The sequence below is a fragment of the Citrobacter sp. NCU1 genome, assembly GCF_010231475.1.
In the GTDB taxonomy this organism is placed as follows: Bacteria; Pseudomonadota; Gammaproteobacteria; order Enterobacterales; family Enterobacteriaceae; genus Citrobacter_D.
The window spans coordinates 1-19530 of record NZ_NRDO01000042.1; the positions used below are offsets into that span (position 1 = coordinate 1).

The following is a 19530-nucleotide window of genomic DNA, read 5'->3' on the forward strand; positions in this document are numbered from 1 at the left end:
CTTTGGTGATAAAAACAAAGCCGACGAAATGCTGAAAAAAGCACTGGCGATCAATCCTGATGGAATCGATCCAAACTTTTTTTATGGCGACTTTTTGCTAAAAGAGAAAAAGACTGACGAAGGAAAACGCTATCTGGAAAAGGCTCTTAAAGCACCGGCTCGGCCGGGACGTGAGATTGCTGACCAGGGACGCCATCGTGATATAGCAAAAGACCTGGAAAGTATTCAGTAAAATATACAGCCCCTGCGTTGTTATAACGCCTGGGGTTGTTGGTTTTAATAATCCATGTCACCTCTCCCCATTTTTCTCATTGACGAAATCTCCGTACTCGTACTGGTGCCTCAAGGTAGCTTCTTACGTAAATTGAGAGTCTGAGCCTGGGCAAAGCGGGGCTGATGGGCTGCGGGAAAAGAGAAATGAATCGCCACAGGTTTAACAGACACCTCAGAGTCATTTATGGACTGACCCCACCCCGGTAGACGATCCTGCCCTATAGTTGGAGTGACCCCACACCCGTACTCGCTATGAACAAAGCTCACAGGCTGTTGTGCCAGATTGTAACGTTCAACGTCTACACCACGCCCTTTCAGTCATTGCACATCAGCAGAAAAATCGACCTGAATCTGATCGACATCTTAACTACAAACGCCGGTCCTGCAGCACTTCATTTACACTGAAACGGCAACAATGATGATTTACTGCCAGAACGGCTTCATTTTAACTGTGACTGCATTATCGATTATTCATCTGGACAGCCCATTAATCCTATATTTGTGACTGATATTTAATTTATGGATCATTTTTTTGATGCATGGAATCGATTCCATATATCGTACCACTAACGGGTGCAAAGGCAGAGAATGGAGAGCCCCGTAACCAACATCCCCTACATTTATTCATGTCGTACAGACGGAAAACTATACATATGAAGAATACGAGAGCGCTTTTTACTTCAACCCTCATTGCTGCCAGCTTATCTTTGATATCTTTCACCTCCCAGGCCGCCGATATCAGCTCCCGAAACCTGAAGATGCCTATCGTCAACGCGATTGATCACCCGCAAGGAATCGGTGCCAAAGTTTTTGTTGATGAAGTGGCTAAACACTCAGACAACAAAATTAAGATTAAAATTTTCCCGAACGGCACGCTGGGTGGCGAGCAACAAGTAGCCTCCGCTATGCAGGGGGGCACGATTGAAGTTTCCATGATGTCACCGGCGCAAATCGTCGGCACTATTCCGGAGTTTGTGGCTCTGGACTTCCCGTTCTCGTTTAAAAATACCGCACAAGCTGATGCTGTTCTGGACGGTCCGTTTGGCCAGAAACTGCTGGATTACATGCCAGCAAAAGGTTGGGTGGGACTGGCCTATATGGAACAGGGCTACCGTAGTATCAGTAATAACAAACACCCGATCACGAAACTGGAAGATGTGAAAGGATTGAAGATCCGTACCATTCTCAATCCGTTGTATGTCGACATGTTTAATGCGCTGGGTGCAAACGCAGTGCCGCTGCCGATGCCGGAACTCTACACAGCCATGGAAACCCGTACAGTCGATGGTCAGGAAAACCCGGAAACATCTGTTGATGCCAACAAATACTATGAAGTACAGAAGTATTTCAGCGGCACTCGTCATATCTATAATCCACAATTGCTGATGGTGAGCAAAAAGCTGTGGGACAAACTGTCTGACGATGAGAAGAAAATCTTCAAAGATGCGTCAATTGTTGCCCGTGATGCTCAGCGTAAAGCCGCCCGTGATATGACCGAAGTTTCCCGTAAGAACCTGATTGACAAAGGTATGCAGCTCAATGAATTGTCACCAGAAGAAATCGAGCGTATGCGTGTTGCTGTAGAGCCAGTGACACAAAAATATGCAGCGAAGCTGGACCCGGCCCTGCTCAAGCAATTCCAGGATGAGCTTGAAAGAACAAAAGACCTGTAATTTATCTCTTCCAGCGGCGCGTTTTATTTCGCGCCGCTAGCAGGTTTTCGTTCAAGGAAAATACTCCATGGCAACCCTAGAAAAATATATTCTCCGCACTATCAACTTTATCATCGTTTTTTGCCTGGCCTCTATGATGTTAATGGTCTTTGTTAACGTCATTCTGCGATACGGATTTAATTCAGGCATTACTTTTTCCGAAGATGTCTCCCGGCTGTTTTTCGTCTGGTTGACATTTTTAGGGGCTATCGCCGCGATGAAAGATGGTACTCACATTCGGGTCGATTCGCTGGTTGAAAAAATGCCTCGCTGGGGGAAGCAGGTCTGTGAATTAGTCGGCAACGCGTTAATACTGTTCGTATGCTGGCTCCTGTTGCAAGGGGGTTGGCAGCAAACTGTCATTAATATCGATACCGTTTCCCCGGTAACTGGCTGGCCGATGGCTGTTTTGTATATAACCAGCGTTGTCGCCAGCATTGGTATTGCGCTGTACGCCTTCAAAAACATTTTTCGTCTTTTCCTCAACAAAAAACATTAATCTGAGGATAGTTACACATGACAGTCCTTATTTTCCTTGGCATCCTGCTGAGTGCTATTGCTATCGGCATTCCCATTTCTTTTTCGCTGTTTCTGAGTGGTGTCGGTTTGATGTGGCATCTCGACCTGTTTGATGCCCAGTTGATTGCGCAAAATGCTGTAGATGGCACAAACAATTTCGTTCTGCTTGCTGCGCCGTTCTTTATGCTGGCGGGGGAGTTCATGAACGCCGGTGGCCTGTCACGCCGTATTGTCCGTATGGCACTGGCACTGGTTGGTCACATTCCCGGCGGGCTGGGTTACGTTGCTGTATTCGCCGCCATCCTGATGGCCAGTCTCTCTGGCTCTGCGCTGGCTGATACCACCGCACTGGCCGCCATGCTGTTACCGATGATGCGCGAAGCCGGGTACAACCTGAACCGTTCTGCGGGGCTGATTGCGTGTGGAGGCGTCATTGCGCCGGTTATTCCTCCCAGTATTGGTTTGATTCTGTTTGGTGTTGCGGCTCAGGTTTCCATCACCAAACTGTTTATGGGCGGTATCGTTCCGGGGATCCTGATGGGGGTCAGTATTCTGATTACCTGGTGGTTTGTCTCCCGTCGTGACAACGTTGTCACGTTCGAAAAACCGACCCGTGCTGAAGTGTGTCAGGCCTTTAAAGAAGGCATCTGGGCGATGATCCTGCCATTCATCATTCTGTTTGGTCTGAAATTTGGCATCTTCACGCCGACGGAAGCCGGGGTTGTTGCTGCCGTATACGCACTGTTTGTCGGCAAATTTATATACAAAGAGCTGAAGTTTAGCGATCTGTATGGCTTGTTCCTGAATGCCGGGAAAATGACCGCAGTCGTCATGTTCCTCGTCGGCGGCGCGATGGTGACCTCATGGTTGATCACAGTAGCCGATTTACCTGGTGAACTAATCACGTTGCTTGAGCCATTTATGGATCATCCAACCCTTTTCCTGCTGATTCTGGTCACGCTGTTGTTTGTTATCGGCACCGCAATGGATCAGACGCCAATTATCCTGATCCTGGCGCCAGTACTGATGCCGGTGGTGAAAGCAGTGGGTATCGATCCAATATACTTTGGCGTGATCTTTGTGATGATTACCGCACTGGGACTGATTACCCCACCAGTGGGCACTTCCCTGAATGCCGTGTGTAGCGTAGGGAAACTCAAAATAGGTGAAGTGACCTGGGGAATGATGCCATTCCTGATGGCCGAATTTCTGGTGGTCGTCCTGCTGATTATCTTCCCTGAACTGGTGACGGTTCCCCTCGAATGGTTTAGTTAACTAACTGCTGTGTTATACCGTATTTCTTCATGCTAATCGGCAATAACACATTGATATAACACCCTGAGATATCAGCCAATTATGGCTGACGTCTCAGGGCTGGATGAGTTTTTAAGGAGTGCGATTACTGTGACAGTGAACCTTATATCCTCACGTGATACCCATAATAATCTGGATCTGGTCACTATTGGCGAAGCCATGGCTATGTTTGTTGCCGAAGAGTATGGCGATTTGGCTGACGCGGAACACTTCATTAAACGCATCGCTGGCGCGGAGTTGAATGTGGCTACCGGCATCGCAAGATTGGGGCTTCGGGCAGGTTGGGTTAGCAGAGTCGGCAAAGATGCGTTTGGTCGCTATGTTCTGAACTGTCTGGAAAAAGAAGGTATCAGTTTTCAGCAGGTGACGACCGATACAGAGTACGCCACCGGATTTCAAATCAAGTCGCGGGAAAAAGAGGGAGCAGATCCTGTCGTGCAATATTTCCGCAAAAACTCGGCCGCCAGTCATCTCTCGCTGGCCGATTTTTCCGCCGACTATTTTCTCACCGCGCGTCACCTTCATCTGACGGGGGTGGCAGCGGCACTCTCGGAAAGTGTTCTGGCGTTATGCCACCATGCCGCAGACGTGATGATTGCTGCCGGGAAAAGCGTCTCTTTTGACCCCAATCTGCGGCCTGTATTGTGGCGTGATACACCCACGATGGTGAATACCTTAAATGCCCTCGCCTTTAAAGCAAAACTGGTAATGCCAGGCCTGAGTGAAGGGAAAATACTCACCGGCCACGAACATCCTGAGGCGATTGCCGACTTTTACCTTAATCAGGGCGTGAATGCCGTTGTCATCAAACTTGGGCCGCAAGGCGCATGGTTTAAATCTGCTCATGGCGAACAGGCAACAATACCGGGCTTTCCGGTCACAAACGTGGTGGACACGGTCGGTGCCGGCGACGGTTTTGCGGTTGGTGTACTGAGCGGATTAATTGAAGGAAAAATGCTATCCGAAGCCGTGCGACGAGGCAATCTTTTGGGTTCCCTGGCCGTTCAGGTGCCTGGTGACAGCGAGGGACTCCCCCATCGCGAACAGTTGAACTTACTTGAACAGGAGAGTGCTCTTTGAAACCTGCCATCGTATTGTACAAACGTATTCCGGATGCGCTGTACCACAAACTGGAAACCTGTTTTGAGGTGCGCTTTTTCGATGGGATCAACGACACGAATCGGGTCGCAGTAAAAGCTGCCCTCCAGGATGCCCAGGGGATGATCGGCGCCAGTGTGCCGGTACGTGATGCGTTGCTGGACTGCGCTCCCCATCTGAAAGCCATCTCGACTATCTCTGTCGGTGTCGATCAATTTGATATTCATGACCTGACACGACGCGGTATTTTACTGATGCATACCCCTTCGGTATTAACGGAAACAACCGCAGATACTATCTTTATGCTGCTGATGATGACGGCTCGCCGCGCCAGTGAACTGGCAGAATGGGTGAAAGCCGGACACTGGACGGGCAGCATTGATGCGTCAATGTACGGTGTGGACGTCAATCATAAGACGATAGGTATTGTCGGCATGGGACGTATTGGTGCCGCCCTGGCACGCCGGGCGAATGCCGGATTTGGTATGCAGGTGTTATACGCCAACGAAACGACGAATAGCGAAGTGGAACAACATTACGGAGCGCGTCGTTGCTCGCTGGATCAGTTGCTGGCAGAAGCAGACTTTATCTGTCTGACCTTACCGCTGACACCGCAGACAGAAAAAATGATCGATGCTCGCTGCCTGGCACAAATGAAATCTGGCGCTATCCTGGTCAATGGGGCCAGAGGAAAAATCGTGGATCAGCAGGCCCTAATTCATGCGTTAAAACAGGGTGTTATCCGCGCCGCAGGGCTTGATGTCTTTGAAACCGAGCCGCTGCCTGTCGACTCGGAACTGTTACAATTACCCAATGTTGTCGCGTTACCGCATATTGGTTCTGCTACTCATGAAACCCGTTACAACATGGCGGTTTGCGCCGTCGATAACCTGATTACTGCGCTAACCGGTACGGTCACGCAAAATGGGTACAATCTGCACCAGCTGATTCAACGTTAACCTGGCGTCAGAATGAATAAAGGAATACACCATTCTGCCAGGACGAGTGCTCCTAAAACGGCGTTAAGAATCATTGTAATGAAGCCCTCAGAGGCACCAGTGAACGACCCGGATTTTACGTCCGGGCGTTCGTAGATAATGATGAGAAAAGTACCTATGGAACCATCACCGCGCCCTACCATAAAAGATGTTGCCAAAACAGCGCAGACAGGAAAAACCAGCGTTTCACGTTATTTGAATGGTGAAAAACATCTTCTCTCTGCTGCACTGCTGGCGCGGATTGAAAAAGCCATTGCCGACCTTGATTACCGCCCAAGCCTGATGGCTCGCAGTTTAAAGCATGGGCGAAGTCGTCTTATTGGTCTGATTATCGCCGATATAACCAATCCCTATTCGATCGATGTACTCAGCGGCATAGAAGCTGCATGCCGTAAAAATGGGTTTACCCCACTGATTTGTAATGCAAATAATGAGGGCGTTCAGGAGCAACACTATCTCGATTTGCTGCTCAATTATCAGGTTGAAGGGATGGTCGTCAATGCGATACACATGCCTGAGGATACGTTGGATCGGCTTAAGCAGTCGGCGCTACCGATGGTGCTCATTGACCGTAAGATCCCCCATTTCATCTGTGACAGTGCCGCACTGGACAATGCCCAGGCAACAACACTGGCAACAGAGCACCTTGTCACACACGGATTTGAAGCCATTCTTTTCCTGAGTGAGCCAATCGGTACCGTCAATACCCGTCGCGAACGCCTGAACAACTTTCGTGCCACTCTCGCCCGTTATCCTGAGATTGTGGCGGACAGTGCCGAAATACCACTGACACAAGGCGACCTTCTTGATGACACATTGCACCAGTTTCATACCCGTTACCGTGGCATGCGCAAAGCGGTTATTTCCGCTAACGGTGCCTTAACGTTACAGGTTGCCCGCTCCCTGAAACGTATTGGTCTGCAATGGGGGAGCGATATCGGCCTGCTGGGATTTGACGAACTGGAATGGGCTGAACTGGCTGGCGTTGGTATCACCACGCTCAAACAACCCACCTGGCAAATTGGTTATGCTGCCGCCGAACAGGTCATCCGTCGTATTGGCGGTGCCAAAGATCCCGTCAATGAGCAGTTATTCCCTGGTGAATTGCTGGTGCGCGGTTCAACGGTTCGTTAGTTTTCTTTTATGACAGTCAACACGTGATAAATATCACTTGTATGGGATCGATTTCATTCAGGGCTAAAACCAGGATTTGATGGCAACGGAGCGATAAGTGAGCAGAAAAATTATTGTGGTAACCGCCGCCTATGGCTATGAGACCGTACGTGCAGCTGGTGGGCAGGTGGCCATGTTACCCGTAATAGCGCAGTCGGGTGCGCAAGGCGTCGAAATTCGTCGGGAGATGTTATCAGTTGAAGAGTTAAACCACTTACCTTCGCTGGCGCACACCATCAGGAAGCATAATTTGCAGGCATGCTACTCTGCGCCTGAGCCATTGTATCTGCCGGATAGTTCGCTCAACCCGCAAATACCAGCGCTACTTGAGGAGGCTCAAACCCTTAATGCGCAGTGGCTGAAAGTGTCGCTGGGGCACTTTGGTCAGGTTCCGGCAGTGGAAACATTGCGACACTGGCTTGCCGATACTGGCGTACCGCTGGTGGTAGAAAATGATCAGACTGAATGCGGGCAGTTGCCGGTAATGCAGCGTTTTCAGGTTACCTGCCGCGCACTGGGATTACCGATTACGCTGACGTTTGATATGGGGAACTGGCTGTGGGCTGGCTCATCGCCGGAAGAGGCAGCTCATCAACTGGCACCGTCTGTGAGCTATATCCATGTGAAAGCGGCGGAACCTCATCGGAATACCTTTCGCGCGATTGCGCCTGAGCCAGCCTCTTCGCGCTGGCTGGCATTACTGCAGTTATTACCCACTGAGGCGCCACTCGGGATTGAGTTTCCCCTGGAAGGTCCGGATTTGACAGCCGTGACTCAATATTACGTTACGTTATTGCGAAAGGCGGGCAGGCACAGCCCGGATTGATTCTTCGAACTTAAATTGACCGCTACAAGACACTTAAACTGAGGCGTAAAATTGTCTGGCGAACTCATCCATGGGGATGGGTTTACCGTATAAATACCCCTGCAGATAAGTCACGTTGCGTGCTTTCAGATATGCTGCCTGAACTTCATTTTCAACCCCTTCTGCCACGGTTTGCAGGTGTAACCGGGAGGCCAGATCAATGATATTGTCGATGATATGGATTGAGTGCGAATCGATGCCAATATTGCTGACAAATCTCTTGTCGATTTTAAGGACATCAACGTTGAAGCTTTGCAAATACTTGAGGCTGGAATTACCCGTGCCAAAATCAGCAATGGCGATCAGCACCCCCAGCTTGTGCAGTTCTGCCACCAGCATTTCCGTCGCACCATCAGTGACCAGCAACTCCCGCTCGGTGAGCTCCAGAACCAGCTTAACAGGGTTGTCACTGAATGCCTGGATGAAGGTCCGGCAGTCCTCCACCAGATTGAAGTCTTTGAACTGGCTGGCACTGATATTGAAAGCGAAATGAAAATCTTTCGGCAATAAGTGAACCATAGGAGCAAACTCTTTACGTACCTGAACCATCAATGCCTGGGTCATCGGCACAATGAGGTTACAGCGTTCAGCTAAAGGGATGAAACTGTCCGGTGGGAAAATGCCGAGTGTGGGATGTGACCAGCGTATCAGGATCTCGCAACCAACCCAGTTGATCTCCCCCTGAAAACAGTGCCAGTCTAAACTGAAGTATTCGGTCTTTCTTCCATCTCACCGGGAGGCACATCACCATGAAAAAGACCCGTTATACCGAAGAACAGATTGCATTGGCGCTGAAACAGACCGAAACCGGCACCCGCGTCGGGGAAGTCTGCAGAAAGATGGGCATTTCTGAGGCCACCTTTTACATTTATGGACTACCTCCGTTTTGCAAGTACTGAATCTGATTTTGGGGTGTTGCTTACATCTATCCGGCATCAGGAAAACCTGTGCCCAAATGGGGAATACACACACCATCGCCTCAACAACTGGACGGCCTCTGAGGCCAGTATAAAAATCAGGTTCCGATTGTGCAGGTGCAACCTGTCACCATTTCTCAGTACGCTGCAACTTTTCTTGCTGGGAATTAACTTCCAACTACCTGATACTCTGTCTCATTTCTCAGCATCGACCAGATTATTCTCGCGTTTTTGTTAGCGACCGCCACGGTTGTTTTGTTAAACCCTCGCCGTTCTTTCAACTGGTTAACCCACTGATTCATATCGCCATCATTACTATTTGTTGCAACTCTGACGACAGCACGGGCACCATGAATAAACAGGGGCCGCAGATGCCTGTCGCCTTTTTTCGTCATATTCATCAACACCTGTCTGTCACCACTGGAGTGCTGACGCGGAACCAGATCCAGCCAGGCTGCAAAGTGACGACCATGCTTAAATTCAGTTCCTTTGTCTGTCGCGGCAACGACGGTAGTGGCCATTTTTGGGTCGATACCCTTAACTTTGGCAATACGCTGGCAGGCTTCGGAATGCCTGAACACAATATCTTTTACATACTGAGGGCTGATGACGTTTACTTTATGACCCAGTTTCTCAAACTCACGCTGCCAGTAAAATGCGCCTGTGGATGCTTCGACACCAATCAGGCAGGCCGGAATATTCGCCACCGTCTGGAGTAATTCTTTTCGGCCGGTACGTTTTGAATAAACCGGCTTACCAGCCTGGTTTAACCCGCAGAGCGGAAAGACATTTTTAGCCAGACAATACCCAGAAATGCGATATTCATGGTGATTCGCCTGCTGAACGTATTTCGTACAGTTAACCGCAGAGGGAGGAGGTAGTCCATTCCATTAACTGGAAGAAGAAATTTGCCGGTCTGGGCGTGACTTAACTGCGACGTCTGCGGCAACGGGAAGATGAAAACCAGCGGCTGAAGAAGACCTGAGTCTGGATAAAGAGATGCTGGAGGAGGTGCTGAAGCAAAAGTTCTGAGGCCGGCTCAGAAGCGCCAGGTGGTGCATTTCCTGCAGGCAGCATACCGTATCAGCATCCGCCGAGGATGCGGGTTACTGATGCAGAGCAGAACAGTCTACCACTGGCAGATGGTGCTGGTTTGAATCTTGACGTCGTTCCCTCGTGTTCTCGATACTGGCGGATGAAATATCGCTTCAATGGTAAAGAGAAGCGTATGGCTTTCGGTATCTATCCGGCAGTGTCCCTTGCACAAGCGAGGGCACTATGCGATGAAGCCAGAAAAAAGCTGGCCGAGGGTATCTAACCATTGTCTGCCAGAAATTAAGAAAGGTCGGTTCGCGATGTGCAGCTTAATTACACGTTTCAGACTGTGGCAAATCTCTAATTATAAATTAAAGGGATTTGTCATTATGGCAGATTTCTTAACTTATAAAATTGTTATAAAAAAACATATCTGGCCAGATATGTTGATTATAAAAAATAGATAAAAACCACTATCACCCAAAAGAAATTACACTAATTGAAATTTCTGGTCATTAACTATCTAATGATCGGCGACAAGGGAGTGTTCTCTACTCCTGACGCCAATGTTAGCATCGGCAGCTCGCTTAAAACGGCCAGTTTTACCTCATGAGGTACTAATTACATTGGTCTGTGGGGCATTTTTACATCGGTAGTAACATCTGTGAAAATAATCCACAGCCGTCTGATAGTTGGACTGCTGTGGATTCAGTGAGCCATTATTTACGCAATACCGCGTGTGAAGGTCAGTATGCTGGTAATTTCAGTCGGTTGATCCGGTGTGGTCAGATTAACCTGGTGGCTGTTAATGCCATTGGGTCGATCCGTTAATGTATTCACACAGGTAGCATCAGGTTGTTTATCAAATACCGTCAGATAATGGCCAGTGCTGGAGATATTGAGGGTTAATTTACTTCCCCAGTATAATGAAACATTGGCCCCGCAATTAAATCCAAAAGTATCATCCCACGGCCCATTTCCTGGTGCTACCCGCTTTCCGGTCGGGACTTCATTGGTTCCAGGTTCTTCCTGCCAGTCAGCACGGAAAGTTATCAGCAACTGATTTTCTTCAGTGCCATCCAGTTGTTTTTTGAACCATGGATGCCAGCCAGCACTGGCAGGAAACGCACGCTCAGCGGTAAAAATACTGAGTTTCATGATGACGTTATTGCCTTCCAGACGAACTTCATACAACACACTGCCTGTAAACGGCCATGGGTCACTAAGTTCAATACGGAACAATGCTTGTGTTTTTGTTGCGTACAGGACTTCCCAGCGCTGCATACAAGCGATACCGTGCATCGCATGCGGAAATTTATTCTGCGGTAATTGATAGCGAATGCCCTCGTGGTAAAAAACCCCGTTTTCTACACGACCGACCCAGGGAACCATAGGGAAACATCCATACTGGAAGGCACGCTTTCCCTGCTCCCAGGGACGCAATGTTTCCATCCCAAAGGCCTGCATAGAGCGGATACGACAACCATCATCCGGATAAATACTCAGAGTCAGATCCTGGTTACTGAGTGTGATGACAGGACCAACAGGACCCGGCCAATCGGTCGCGAAATCTTGTTGAAGGCGGATAAAATGTTCAGTCATAGGGTTTCCTGTTATATTTTCGATTCAGAGATATGTCTGTTAATTAAATGGACACACATAAAAGAGATTGCAGAAATACTGACGACAAAGGCTGCAATCAGCCACGGTTGTCCATTATTTTGATTAAGCAGCCAGGTACAGATAAAGGGCGTCATGCCACCAAGAATGGCAGAAAATTGATAGGCAACCGAAAGCCCAGAATATCGGACGCGGGCGCGGAACATATTCGTAAACATCGTCGGCTGAACAGCGAACATCATTGTTGGCCCAAGGTTATAAGCCAGAATCATGGCCAATGTGATGAGCATGGCGTCGCCAGTATTCAGCAGATAAAAATACGGGAACATTGCGATAACTAAAAAACCAGCCCCCCATTTATATATACGTCGTTGACCGTAATGATCAGACAACCACCCTGCAAGCGGGCAAATAATCATCCCTACGGCTGAAGCGATCATGATGGCCTTTAAGGGTAAATCTTTCCCCATCGCCAATTGAACTGCGACATAAGAAATCGCGAATGCATTCACGGTATTTGACGATACTGTTTCAGCAAGACGAGCGCCAAAGGCAAGAAAGATATTTCTGCGGTGATGCTTGAATAATGCGACCAGCGGTTTGGCATCATCCGGATGCGGCGCATCTTTACACAGATCCAGGGTTTCAACCGAATTAGCACGTATATACATGCCAGCGATAGCCATGACAGCCGAAAGTAAAAAGGGAATACGCCATCCCCACGCTATCATTTGCTCGTCAGTCAGGAACTGATACAACAGCCAGAAAACGGCGGTTGCCAACATGATCCCGGCGGATGCCGCGACCTGAGGCAATGAACCGATAAATCCGCGACGGTGTTCTGGCGCGGCCTCAATAGATATCAGCGCCGCACCACCGTATTCGCCACCAAGGCCAAAACCCTGAACAAGGCGCAATACGACCAGAATTATCGGAGCCAAAATTCCGATTGCCTCATAGGTTGGGATCAGGCCAATAAGAAACGTGGACAATCCCACGATCGAGAGCGTCCAGATGAGGGTGACTTTTCGTCCAACTTTGTCACCGAAATGACCAAATACAACGCCACCCAGTGGGCGAGCCAGAAAGCCGACGCCAAAGGTCGCGAATGAGGCCATTGTCCCGAATATCGGATCGGATGTAGGAAAGAAAATTGGGCCGAAAATGATACTGGCTGCAGTTCCGAAGATAAAAAAGTCATACCACTCCAGCAGCGCACCCGCAAAGCTACCTGCAACGATTCTACGCAATTTGGAGCGACTAACCGGACTATGTCTCTTGTTATTGTCATGCATATGTAGGGTCTCGCAATGGATGGCTAATCCAGCCGGGGTTGCCCCCCGGCTATTGAGATCAAGATTTATGGAGGTAATTAATCACTTCTTCATCTTCAGAATCGACATTGGCTTTTTCATAATCCCAGCGAACGAAAAGGCAGGTTATAGCGCCAATGAAAGGGATTGCTGCCAGAATAAAGAAGGCATCCGTACGCCACGCGCCCCAGGCCATTGGCCAAAGCACCAGCCCTGCAATCGCACCTGCACGCATGATAGCTCGTGTAAATCCAATCGCTGCGGTACGAATGCTTGGTGGGAAGGATAAGGTTGCAATGGTCATACCCAGTCCGCCCGGCCCGGCTGAATGGCAGAAAATAATCATGCCGAGCAGCATCAGTGAGATCCATGGGTTGGCCCCGGCCAACAAGCCCAGTGCGCATAACGCGAAGGTTACGAAGGCAAAACCCCATCCAGCCTGAAAACGAGCGCCAAATTTAGCGACCATAATGGAACCCAGCCCGCCCCCCGTGACACCACACAGCAGGTTCACCAGTGCCGAACCACCCAACGCATACGAAAGACCACCAGAGAAAATACCCGCCAGCGTTAGCGGCAGATAAACCCCAACGGCGTTGTATTGCCATGCCTGCATCGTCGCGACGACACAGCCGAGGATAGTGCGATAACGGTATTTGGGCGTGAAGAGCACACCATATGCTCCTTTGATTGACTGACTCTTTGGCGAGCTGGTCATCGCAGATGCGTTTGGCGAGATAATGGCGTTAATGTTGTATTGTTCGCGCAGTAGCTTTTCTGCAAGAGAAAACTTACCAACGCGAGCAGCCCAGGTGGCAGATTCGCCGATAATGAAATATCGCAGGATCATGACCAGAATGGCGAATAGACCGCCAGCAAAAATCCCGTAACGCCACAGATGTGGTTGATCGATAGCCGCAGCATTGAGCAGCATCAGCACCAGATAAACTATCATGGTGGAGACATACCAGCCCATCTGCCAAAGGTTAACGGAACTGCCCGTTTTCTTGGATTTTGCGCCTTTTAACTCGCTAACTGCGGTGGTGGCCAGCGGGAAATCGATCCCCAGTCCCACCCCCATCAGGATACGGCATAACAGTACAACCCAGATATTCGGGGCAAATGCGACGGCCAGAGCACCGACAGTACACAGTCCCATACCGATCAAAAACGTTTTCTGCTGACCAAAGCGGTTTGCAATGGACTGCGCATACAAGCCGGCGATTAATGCAGAGACCAGTACAGACGCGTTGACCAGCGCAGCAAATCCAGGAGAGATCCCAAATTGCTGAGCAATGTAACTGTTACCAAAACCCACCATTGTCGCCTGATACGCATCAACCAGAATCCCGCCAAGCGCGACAAAAATTATAAACAGATTAGATTTACGACTGCCTTTATCATTGATTGCATTGACGACATCCTGAGATGTACTGATATGCACTGCTGCTGTAGACATCATTAGACTCCTTTGGAGGTCAGCGAGCATTGCTGACCTCCGGATAATTGATCAGAACTTAATCAATACTTTGATTGAATCAGCGTCCTGCGCACGCTGATAGGCACTGGCAGCCTCATCAATAGTGAATACATCCGTGATCATATCTTCGGTTTTAAACAGACCCTGCTTTAACCACTCAACAGCAGTATCCCAGTCCTGCGCCACATACATCCCGGAACTACGGATATCGCGTTCGAACCGCTGAACCGGACCAAGATTCAGTTCTACCGGTTTGCTGGGAACGCCCATAATCACGACAGTTCCTCCTGCGCGCACCTGAGTCAGCGCCTGGTTCAGGGTGACCTGAGCAGAAACCACATCAATGATGGCGTCAAAACGCTCGCTTTCCGGTAATTCACCGATACCGTATGTCGCAACAGCACCGTATTTTTCAGCCAGCTTGCGTTTACCTGCGTCGGGTTCAATCACATGGATCTCATGAATACCCTTGATAAACGCGGCCTGGATTACGGACAATCCAATGGTACCGGCACCGATGATTAACAGCTTGCCGCGGTTCTCTGTCGGAATTCGGTCAACGCAATGCGTTCCACAGGCAATGACTTCAGCCAGGGCCAGTTGCTCCAAAGGAATGTTTTTACAGGCCACATGCACGTTATGCGCTGGAACAATTAACTCTGATTTGCCGAAGCCGGGTGCGCGGAACCCGGCGACCTGTGGAGGTTCGCACAGGTTATATTGGCCACGCAGACAAGCCGGACAACGCATACAGGCCATGATGGGATCAAGCACCGCATGATCGCCGACAGAGATCCCTTCTACGTCAGCCCCTACTTCCAGAACTTCCACACAAACTTCATGCCCTGGAACCATTGGGGGTTTTGCAAACGGGTGACCACCGTGCAAAACATGAATTTCTGAACCGCAGACGCCCATAAAGCGGGTTGCGACTCGCACTTCATGAGATTCAAGCTCGCGTGGCTCGACATTAACCATTTCCATTCTGACCGAATTGATGGCCTCAAATTTTACTTGTTTCAGGATAGTCATAAGGTTGCCCTCAAATTTCGGTGTCAGAGAGTAAAGAAGTGGCCTGATTTACACTCCCGAACAGTTTGATTTTTTCGATAACAGTTTCTTTCATACGGGTTTTTCCTGTATTCATCAGGAAAGCCAGTGTGAAGTCCTCAGGGGTTTTGCTCATGAATTCGCCGACGCCACCGATAAAGGCCTGTCTTAACTCGGTATCCACGTTAACTTTGGCAATACCGGCCTTAATCGCTGCTTTTACCTGATCGTCCGGAATACCAGACCCGCCATGCAGCACCAGCGGTGTGCCAGTGGCTTCTTTGATTTCAGCAAGGCGCTGCAGGGCCAGTTTAGGCGCCTGGGTGTAAACGCCGTGCGCTGTGCCGCAGGAAACCGCCAGATAGTCCACACCGGTGGCATCAACAAAGGATTTAGCTTCTGCCACGGTGGTGATCAGGGCATCTTTTTCATCCACACTAAGATCATCTTCAGTGCCGCCAATCTTGCCAATTTCGCCTTCAACACCCAGGCCCAATGCATGACCGATTTCAACGACCTGACGGGTAATTCGAATATTTTCCTGATCATCAAGTTGCGAGCCATCAAACATGACAGAATCAAATCCAATACTTACTGCTTTCACGATTTGCGGATATTTGTGGCAATGATCCAGGTGAATACAAACAGGGATGTTGTAATTTGCAATAGCCGCATCAAAAACCCGTTTTACGGTTTCGATACCGTGGGTATTAATAACCCGCTGGCCAATCTGAATCATGACCGGAGACTGAGTCTCCTGAGCAGCATCTAAAATAGCCTGTGCAGTTTCCAAATTATGAGCACTGAAAGCACCGACTGCGTAACCGTGCTTAACTGCATGGGCGATCATTTTTTTACCGGAGATGTAAGACATGGTTTTCCTCTATTACGGATTTTACTGAACTAATGATTTAATTAATTTTTGAAGGAACGGCTGCGGCATCGCGGATTTCTTCAACGATGGCGGTCCAGTCCTGTTTTTCACGGCCATGAGCTTTGGCCTGGGTGTATAACATGGTGGCCGCGGCGCCCATCGGCATTGGCATATTCAACTTGCTGGCGACATCCATCACGATGCCCAGATCCTTTTGCGCCAGACCGAGCATAAATACTGGCGACAGATCGCCTTTTAATAATTTATTCGGCCATGTGGTGGTGAAATGCCCTTTACCAGCAGGTGTGCCGGAAAATACTTTTTCTACCGTCTCGTATCTCAGCCCTAATTTTTCGGACAGGACGACAGCTTCTCCTGACAGCGCATTAAGTGCCGCTGACATAAAGTTGTTAACCAGTTTGATAGCGATCCCCATACCCGGCCCACCGGCGCGAACCACTTCATTGCCCATACACAGCAACACATCGTTTGCACGATCAATTTGCTCATCGGTTCCGCCAGCCAGAATTAATAAATCGCCGGTGACGGCATGTTCTGAAGTGCGGCCAACCGGAGCATCCATAAATTGCTTGCCGTTGGCTTCGAGTCTCTGGCGGATTTTTTCTGACTCAAGCGGGTGAATCGTGGACATATCAATTAACAGGGCATCGTCGCTCAGGGTATGAATTACGCCCTGCTCATCAAAAATCACACTTTCCACTAATTGCCCGTTCGGAAGCATGGTGATCACGAAATCAGCACCTGAAGCAGCTTCGCGTGGACTGTTTTTTGCCACCGCACCGAGATTTGTAACTTTTTTTACAACTTCGCAATCAATATCGAAAACTGACACAGCATGGTTTTTCTTCAACAAATTGCACACCATGGGAAATCCCATCTGACCAAGACCGATAAACCCTATATTCGCCATGTAAGCCTCTTTACCAGAATGTATGATTTATTACATTGCAAAATCATATATGAACAAATTTGTAATTTTGGTGACATTGATCTTCTTTTTGACAATCAGCTTTTCTTACAATGTCAGTGTCATCTATAGGAGAGAGTTATGAACAAAGTTGCTTGCGTGGGGATTGCTGTACAGGATCGGATTTACAATGTGATGCAGTTACCGAGCGAGGGAGGGAAGTACATCGCCCACCATTATCATGAAGTGGGCGGTGGGCCGGCAGCAACGGCCGCAGTCGCCGTGACCCGACTGGGACTTCCCTGCGATTTTATCGGTCGACTGGGGGGAGATGATGTGGGTGCATCATTACTCAAAGAACTCAGCGAAGAATTCGTTGGCACCAACTATGTAAAAATGTTTACAGGTGGCCGATCAACGCAGTCTGCGGTCTTAGTCGACAACCAGGGTGAGCGTATCATTATCAACCATCCCAGCCCTGATTTGGCGCCAGACACGGACTGGATGGAACACATCGACTTCAGTCAGTATGGTGTTCTTCTGGCGGATGTTCGCTGGCATGAAGGCGCAGTCGAAGCGTTCAAACAAGCAACCAAATATGGGATCCCGACGGTATTAGATGCGGATCTGACTAACCAGGATATTACCGAACTGGTCGCTATGGCCGATCATGCTGTTTTTTCTCAACCGGGTCTGAAAAAGTTTTCCGGTTCAGATAACCATCTTGAAGGCCTGCTTAAGGCGAAAGAGGTTTGCCGGGGTCGCGTGTATGTCACGCTCGGCAGCGCCGGTTGTGACTGGCTTGAGGACGGGGAGTTACGGCATTTCCCTGCGTTTTCTGTCGATACAGTTGATACCACCGGTGCCGGAGATGTATTCCACGGTGCATTTGCCGTTGCCGTTGCCCGTGGTCTTGATACTCGCGCCACGGTTGAGTTTGCGTCTGCTGTCGCCGCACTCAAATGTACCAGACCAGGAGGACGTGCCGGTATTCCTGATTCTTCGCTGGTGGAAGAATTTATCAATAAGAACATATAATTTAATTTTAATTAACTGATTAATATAATAAATGCTGCGTATTTCGAGGGCGGTTGGCGACGTTAACACCTCCCTCTCTTTCACTGTTCTGAAGGCAAATAGCACGCATCATTATTGCCATCCGGTTTAAAGAAACTGTGTGATGCGCGCCAGTATCAGTCACCGGTGCTACATTGTCTGAACGCGTATTTTTATCGGTTGCCCCGACAGCGAGGATTGATGGACATCACTCTCAGACTGGTTTTGGATACAGAGGTTATGACGCCAAAGACAGCATTATGGATGACCGTCGAAATGTCAGCGTTCTTAGTTTATAGAATGCGATCAGAGTATTAGGATCTAGCGGGAGCTAGAATGAGAGTGTTAATCTACAGGCTACGCTATGCGTAACCACGTGATTCAGGAAACAGAACAACGTATATGAACGATAAAAAAATCCACAACGCCCCCCGTCTGAACAAAATTCTGGCGATTATAGAAGAACATGGCGCGTGTAGTCAGGATGAGTTAGCGAAACTGTTTGATGTTTCGGTACAGACCATACGTCGCGACTTTGCTACGCTCAGAAATAGCAATCTCATTAATGTCAAAAGTGGCGTTGCTTACATCAATCACGCCGACACCATCATTAATACCGATTTTTCGATGCGTCAGACCACTCATATGGCTGAAAAAGAGGCCATAGCGTTGCGTATCGCCCGTGATATACAAGATGGTTCAACCATTTTTCTGACTGCCGGTACTACCATCGAAAAGATAGCGGCAGCGTTATTGAATAAAAAAGATCTGACCGTCATTACCAGCAGCATTCGCGTCGCGAATATTTTATGTTCATCCGAAACAATAAATGTGTTCATCCCGAAGGGAAAAATCAGAAATAACAATGGCGCTATCATCGGTTCCAGCGTTGTTGAAGATATTAGTCAGTTTCATGCCGATTACACCATCACCAGTGTCGGTGCGATAACCGAAGAGGGGGTGTTGCTGGAATACAATATTGATGATGTGGCGATCGCCAGAACCATGATCGGGCAAAGTGAAAAGCTGATTGTGGCGACAGATTATTCAAAATTCAGCAGAAAAGCTGCCGTCGTGTTGTGCAAGCCATCGTCGATAGATGCGATTTATTGCGATCAATACCCTTCAGCAGAGTTACAACGTACTTTAGAGGATAATGGCGTCATTTTTAATAAAGTGGATGTATTGATAAACATAGAAGGTGTTGATAGTTAGACTTGCCAGTCAACCACCCGGCATTGTGCTGTCTATAACCCATGGCAGATACAGCATGACAAAGAAGGATGCTCCCAGAGTGAAGGCGAG

Annotated in this window: 16 protein-coding genes and 6 pseudogenes; 13 read left to right on the plus strand and 9 right to left on the minus strand. The window is 48.8% G+C overall.

Annotated elements, in window-relative coordinates:
* Window positions 1-232: pseudogene (locus tag CJP72_RS14090) on the plus strand (hypothetical protein); the annotation flags it as partial.
* Between the two features lie 242 nt (window positions 233-474).
* On the opposite strand, the pseudogene CJP72_RS14095 reads toward CJP72_RS14090, so the two are convergent.
* Window positions 475-669: pseudogene (locus tag CJP72_RS14095) on the minus strand (arsenic metallochaperone ArsD family protein); the annotation flags it as partial.
* 257 nt (window positions 670-926) lie between these two features.
* Between CJP72_RS14095 and CJP72_RS14100 the strand changes: the two are divergent.
* The 7 genes from CJP72_RS14100 to CJP72_RS14130 all read left to right on the plus strand — a co-directional run bounded on the left by CJP72_RS14100 (window position 927) and on the right by CJP72_RS14130 (window position 7913).
* On the plus strand, window positions 927-1946 hold the full coding sequence (locus CJP72_RS14100) for a TRAP transporter substrate-binding protein (protein WP_162381994.1): 1020 nt from the start codon (window positions 927-929) through the stop codon (window positions 1944-1946).
* A gap of 67 nt (window positions 1947-2013) precedes the next feature.
* Window positions 2014-2484: a TRAP transporter small permease gene (locus CJP72_RS14105; protein ID WP_162381995.1), complete on the plus strand. Its 471-nt coding sequence runs from the start codon at window positions 2014-2016 to the stop codon at window positions 2482-2484.
* 17 nt (window positions 2485-2501) lie between these two features.
* Window positions 2502-3779, plus strand: coding sequence for a TRAP transporter large permease subunit (locus CJP72_RS14110; protein ID WP_162381996.1), 1278 nt, complete (start codon window positions 2502-2504; stop codon window positions 3777-3779).
* Between the two features lie 135 nt (window positions 3780-3914).
* Complete coding sequence (locus tag CJP72_RS14115) at window positions 3915-4898, plus strand: sugar kinase (protein WP_342212314.1); 984 nt, start codon at window positions 3915-3917, stop codon at window positions 4896-4898.
* Window positions 4895-5875, plus strand: coding sequence for an NAD(P)-dependent oxidoreductase (locus tag CJP72_RS14120; RefSeq protein ID WP_162381998.1), 981 nt, complete (start codon window positions 4895-4897; stop codon window positions 5873-5875). Before CJP72_RS14115 ends, CJP72_RS14120 begins: the two co-directional genes overlap by 4 nt.
* Window positions 5876-6031: 156 nt before the next feature.
* Window positions 6032-7048, plus strand: a complete 1017-nt coding sequence (locus CJP72_RS14125) for a LacI family DNA-binding transcriptional regulator (RefSeq protein WP_162381999.1) — start codon at window positions 6032-6034, stop codon at window positions 7046-7048.
* Between the two features lie 97 nt (window positions 7049-7145).
* A complete protein-coding gene (locus tag CJP72_RS14130; RefSeq protein WP_162382000.1) occupies window positions 7146-7913 on the plus strand; it encodes a sugar phosphate isomerase/epimerase in 768 nt (255 codons plus the stop codon).
* 33 nt (window positions 7914-7946) lie between these two features.
* On the opposite strand, the gene CJP72_RS14135 is transcribed toward CJP72_RS14130, so the two are convergent.
* On the minus strand, window positions 7947-8627 hold the full coding sequence (locus tag CJP72_RS14135) for an EAL domain-containing protein (RefSeq protein ID WP_162382058.1): 681 nt from the start codon (window positions 8625-8627) through the stop codon (window positions 7947-7949).
* Between the two features lie 74 nt (window positions 8628-8701).
* Here CJP72_RS14135 and CJP72_RS14140 point away from each other — a divergent pair.
* A pseudogene (locus CJP72_RS14140) lies at window positions 8702-8818 on the plus strand (transposase); the annotation flags it as partial.
* A 218-nt stretch (window positions 8819-9036) separates the two neighbouring features.
* Here the strand turns inward: CJP72_RS14140 and CJP72_RS14145 are convergent.
* Window positions 9037-9695, minus strand: a pseudogene (locus tag CJP72_RS14145) (transposase).
* Window positions 9696-9761: 66 nt separating this feature from the next.
* Between CJP72_RS14145 and CJP72_RS14150 the strand changes: the two are divergent.
* Together CJP72_RS14150 and CJP72_RS14155 are read left to right on the plus strand one after the other, a co-directional pair.
* A pseudogene (locus tag CJP72_RS14150) lies at window positions 9762-10011 on the plus strand (IS3 family transposase); the annotation flags it as partial.
* Window positions 9969-10205: pseudogene (locus CJP72_RS14155) on the plus strand (Arm DNA-binding domain-containing protein); the annotation flags it as partial. The pseudogenes CJP72_RS14150 and CJP72_RS14155, both read left to right, overlap by 43 nt.
* Before the next feature lie 422 nt (window positions 10206-10627).
* Here the strand turns inward: CJP72_RS14155 and CJP72_RS14160 are convergent.
* The 6 genes from CJP72_RS14160 to yihU are packed head-to-tail and all read right to left on the minus strand — an operon-like array spanning window position 10628 to window position 17172.
* Window positions 10628-11506 carry an aldose epimerase family protein gene (locus tag CJP72_RS14160; protein WP_162382001.1) on the minus strand — a complete coding sequence of 293 codons (879 nt, stop codon included), beginning with the start codon at window positions 11504-11506 and terminating at the stop codon, window positions 10628-10630.
* A gap of 11 nt (window positions 11507-11517) precedes the next feature.
* Complete coding sequence (locus CJP72_RS14165) at window positions 11518-12819, minus strand: MFS transporter (protein WP_162382002.1); 1302 nt, start codon at window positions 12817-12819, stop codon at window positions 11518-11520.
* 58 nt (window positions 12820-12877) lie between these two features.
* The gene (locus CJP72_RS14170; RefSeq protein ID WP_238340075.1) at window positions 12878-14296 is read right to left on the minus strand and encodes an MFS transporter; all 1419 of its coding nucleotides are present in this window, start codon (window positions 14294-14296) and stop codon (window positions 12878-12880) included.
* Window positions 14297-14347: 51 nt separating this feature from the next.
* Window positions 14348-15349, minus strand: coding sequence for a zinc-dependent alcohol dehydrogenase (locus tag CJP72_RS14175; protein WP_162382004.1), 1002 nt, complete (start codon window positions 15347-15349; stop codon window positions 14348-14350).
* 10 nt (window positions 15350-15359) lie between these two features.
* Window positions 15360-16241, minus strand: coding sequence for a class II fructose-bisphosphate aldolase (locus tag CJP72_RS14180; protein WP_162382005.1), 882 nt, complete (start codon window positions 16239-16241; stop codon window positions 15360-15362).
* Between the two features lie 37 nt (window positions 16242-16278).
* The gene (gene yihU, locus CJP72_RS14185) at window positions 16279-17172 is read right to left on the minus strand and encodes a sulfolactaldehyde 3-reductase (protein WP_162382006.1); all 894 of its coding nucleotides are present in this window, start codon (window positions 17170-17172) and stop codon (window positions 16279-16281) included.
* A 138-nt stretch (window positions 17173-17310) separates the two neighbouring features.
* On the opposite strand from yihU, the gene CJP72_RS14190 reads away from it, so the two are divergent.
* Window positions 17311-18207 carry a PfkB family carbohydrate kinase gene (locus CJP72_RS14190; protein ID WP_162382007.1) on the plus strand — a complete coding sequence of 299 codons (897 nt, stop codon included), beginning with the start codon at window positions 17311-17313 and terminating at the stop codon, window positions 18205-18207.
* Window positions 18208-18627: 420 nt separating this feature from the next.
* Complete coding sequence (locus CJP72_RS14195) at window positions 18628-19440, plus strand: DeoR/GlpR family DNA-binding transcription regulator (protein WP_162382008.1); 813 nt, start codon at window positions 18628-18630, stop codon at window positions 19438-19440.
* The last annotated feature ends 90 nt before the right edge of the window (window positions 19441-19530 follow it).

Bases quoted from the DNA above. Each gene is read 5' to 3' on its own strand.
- CJP72_RS14105 (WP_162381995.1), top strand. From the start codon at position 2,014: ATGGCAACCCTAGAAAAATATATTCTCCGCACTATCAACTTTATCATC.
- CJP72_RS14165 (WP_162382002.1), bottom strand. From the start codon at position 12,819: ATGCATGACAATAACAAGAGACATAGTCCGGTTAGTCGCTCCAAATTG.
- CJP72_RS14170 (WP_238340075.1), bottom strand. From the start codon at position 14,296: ATGTCTACAGCAGCAGTGCATATCAGTACATCTCAGGATGTCGTCAAT.
- CJP72_RS14195 (WP_162382008.1), top strand. From the start codon at position 18,628: ATGAACGATAAAAAAATCCACAACGCCCCCCGTCTGAACAAAATTCTG.
- CJP72_RS14160 (WP_162382001.1), bottom strand. From the start codon at position 11,506: ATGACTGAACATTTTATCCGCCTTCAACAAGATTTCGCGACCGATTGG.
- CJP72_RS14100 (WP_162381994.1), top strand. From the start codon at position 927: ATGAAGAATACGAGAGCGCTTTTTACTTCAACCCTCATTGCTGCCAGC.
- CJP72_RS14175 (WP_162382004.1), bottom strand. From the start codon at position 15,349: ATGACTATCCTGAAACAAGTAAAATTTGAGGCCATCAATTCGGTCAGA.
- CJP72_RS14125 (WP_162381999.1), top strand. From the start codon at position 6,032: ATGGAACCATCACCGCGCCCTACCATAAAAGATGTTGCCAAAACAGCG.
- yihU (WP_162382006.1), bottom strand. From the start codon at position 17,172: ATGGCGAATATAGGGTTTATCGGTCTTGGTCAGATGGGATTTCCCATG.
- CJP72_RS14110 (WP_162381996.1), top strand. From the start codon at position 2,502: ATGACAGTCCTTATTTTCCTTGGCATCCTGCTGAGTGCTATTGCTATC.
- CJP72_RS14180 (WP_162382005.1), bottom strand. From the start codon at position 16,241: ATGTCTTACATCTCCGGTAAAAAAATGATCGCCCATGCAGTTAAGCAC.
- CJP72_RS14190 (WP_162382007.1), top strand. From the start codon at position 17,311: ATGAACAAAGTTGCTTGCGTGGGGATTGCTGTACAGGATCGGATTTAC.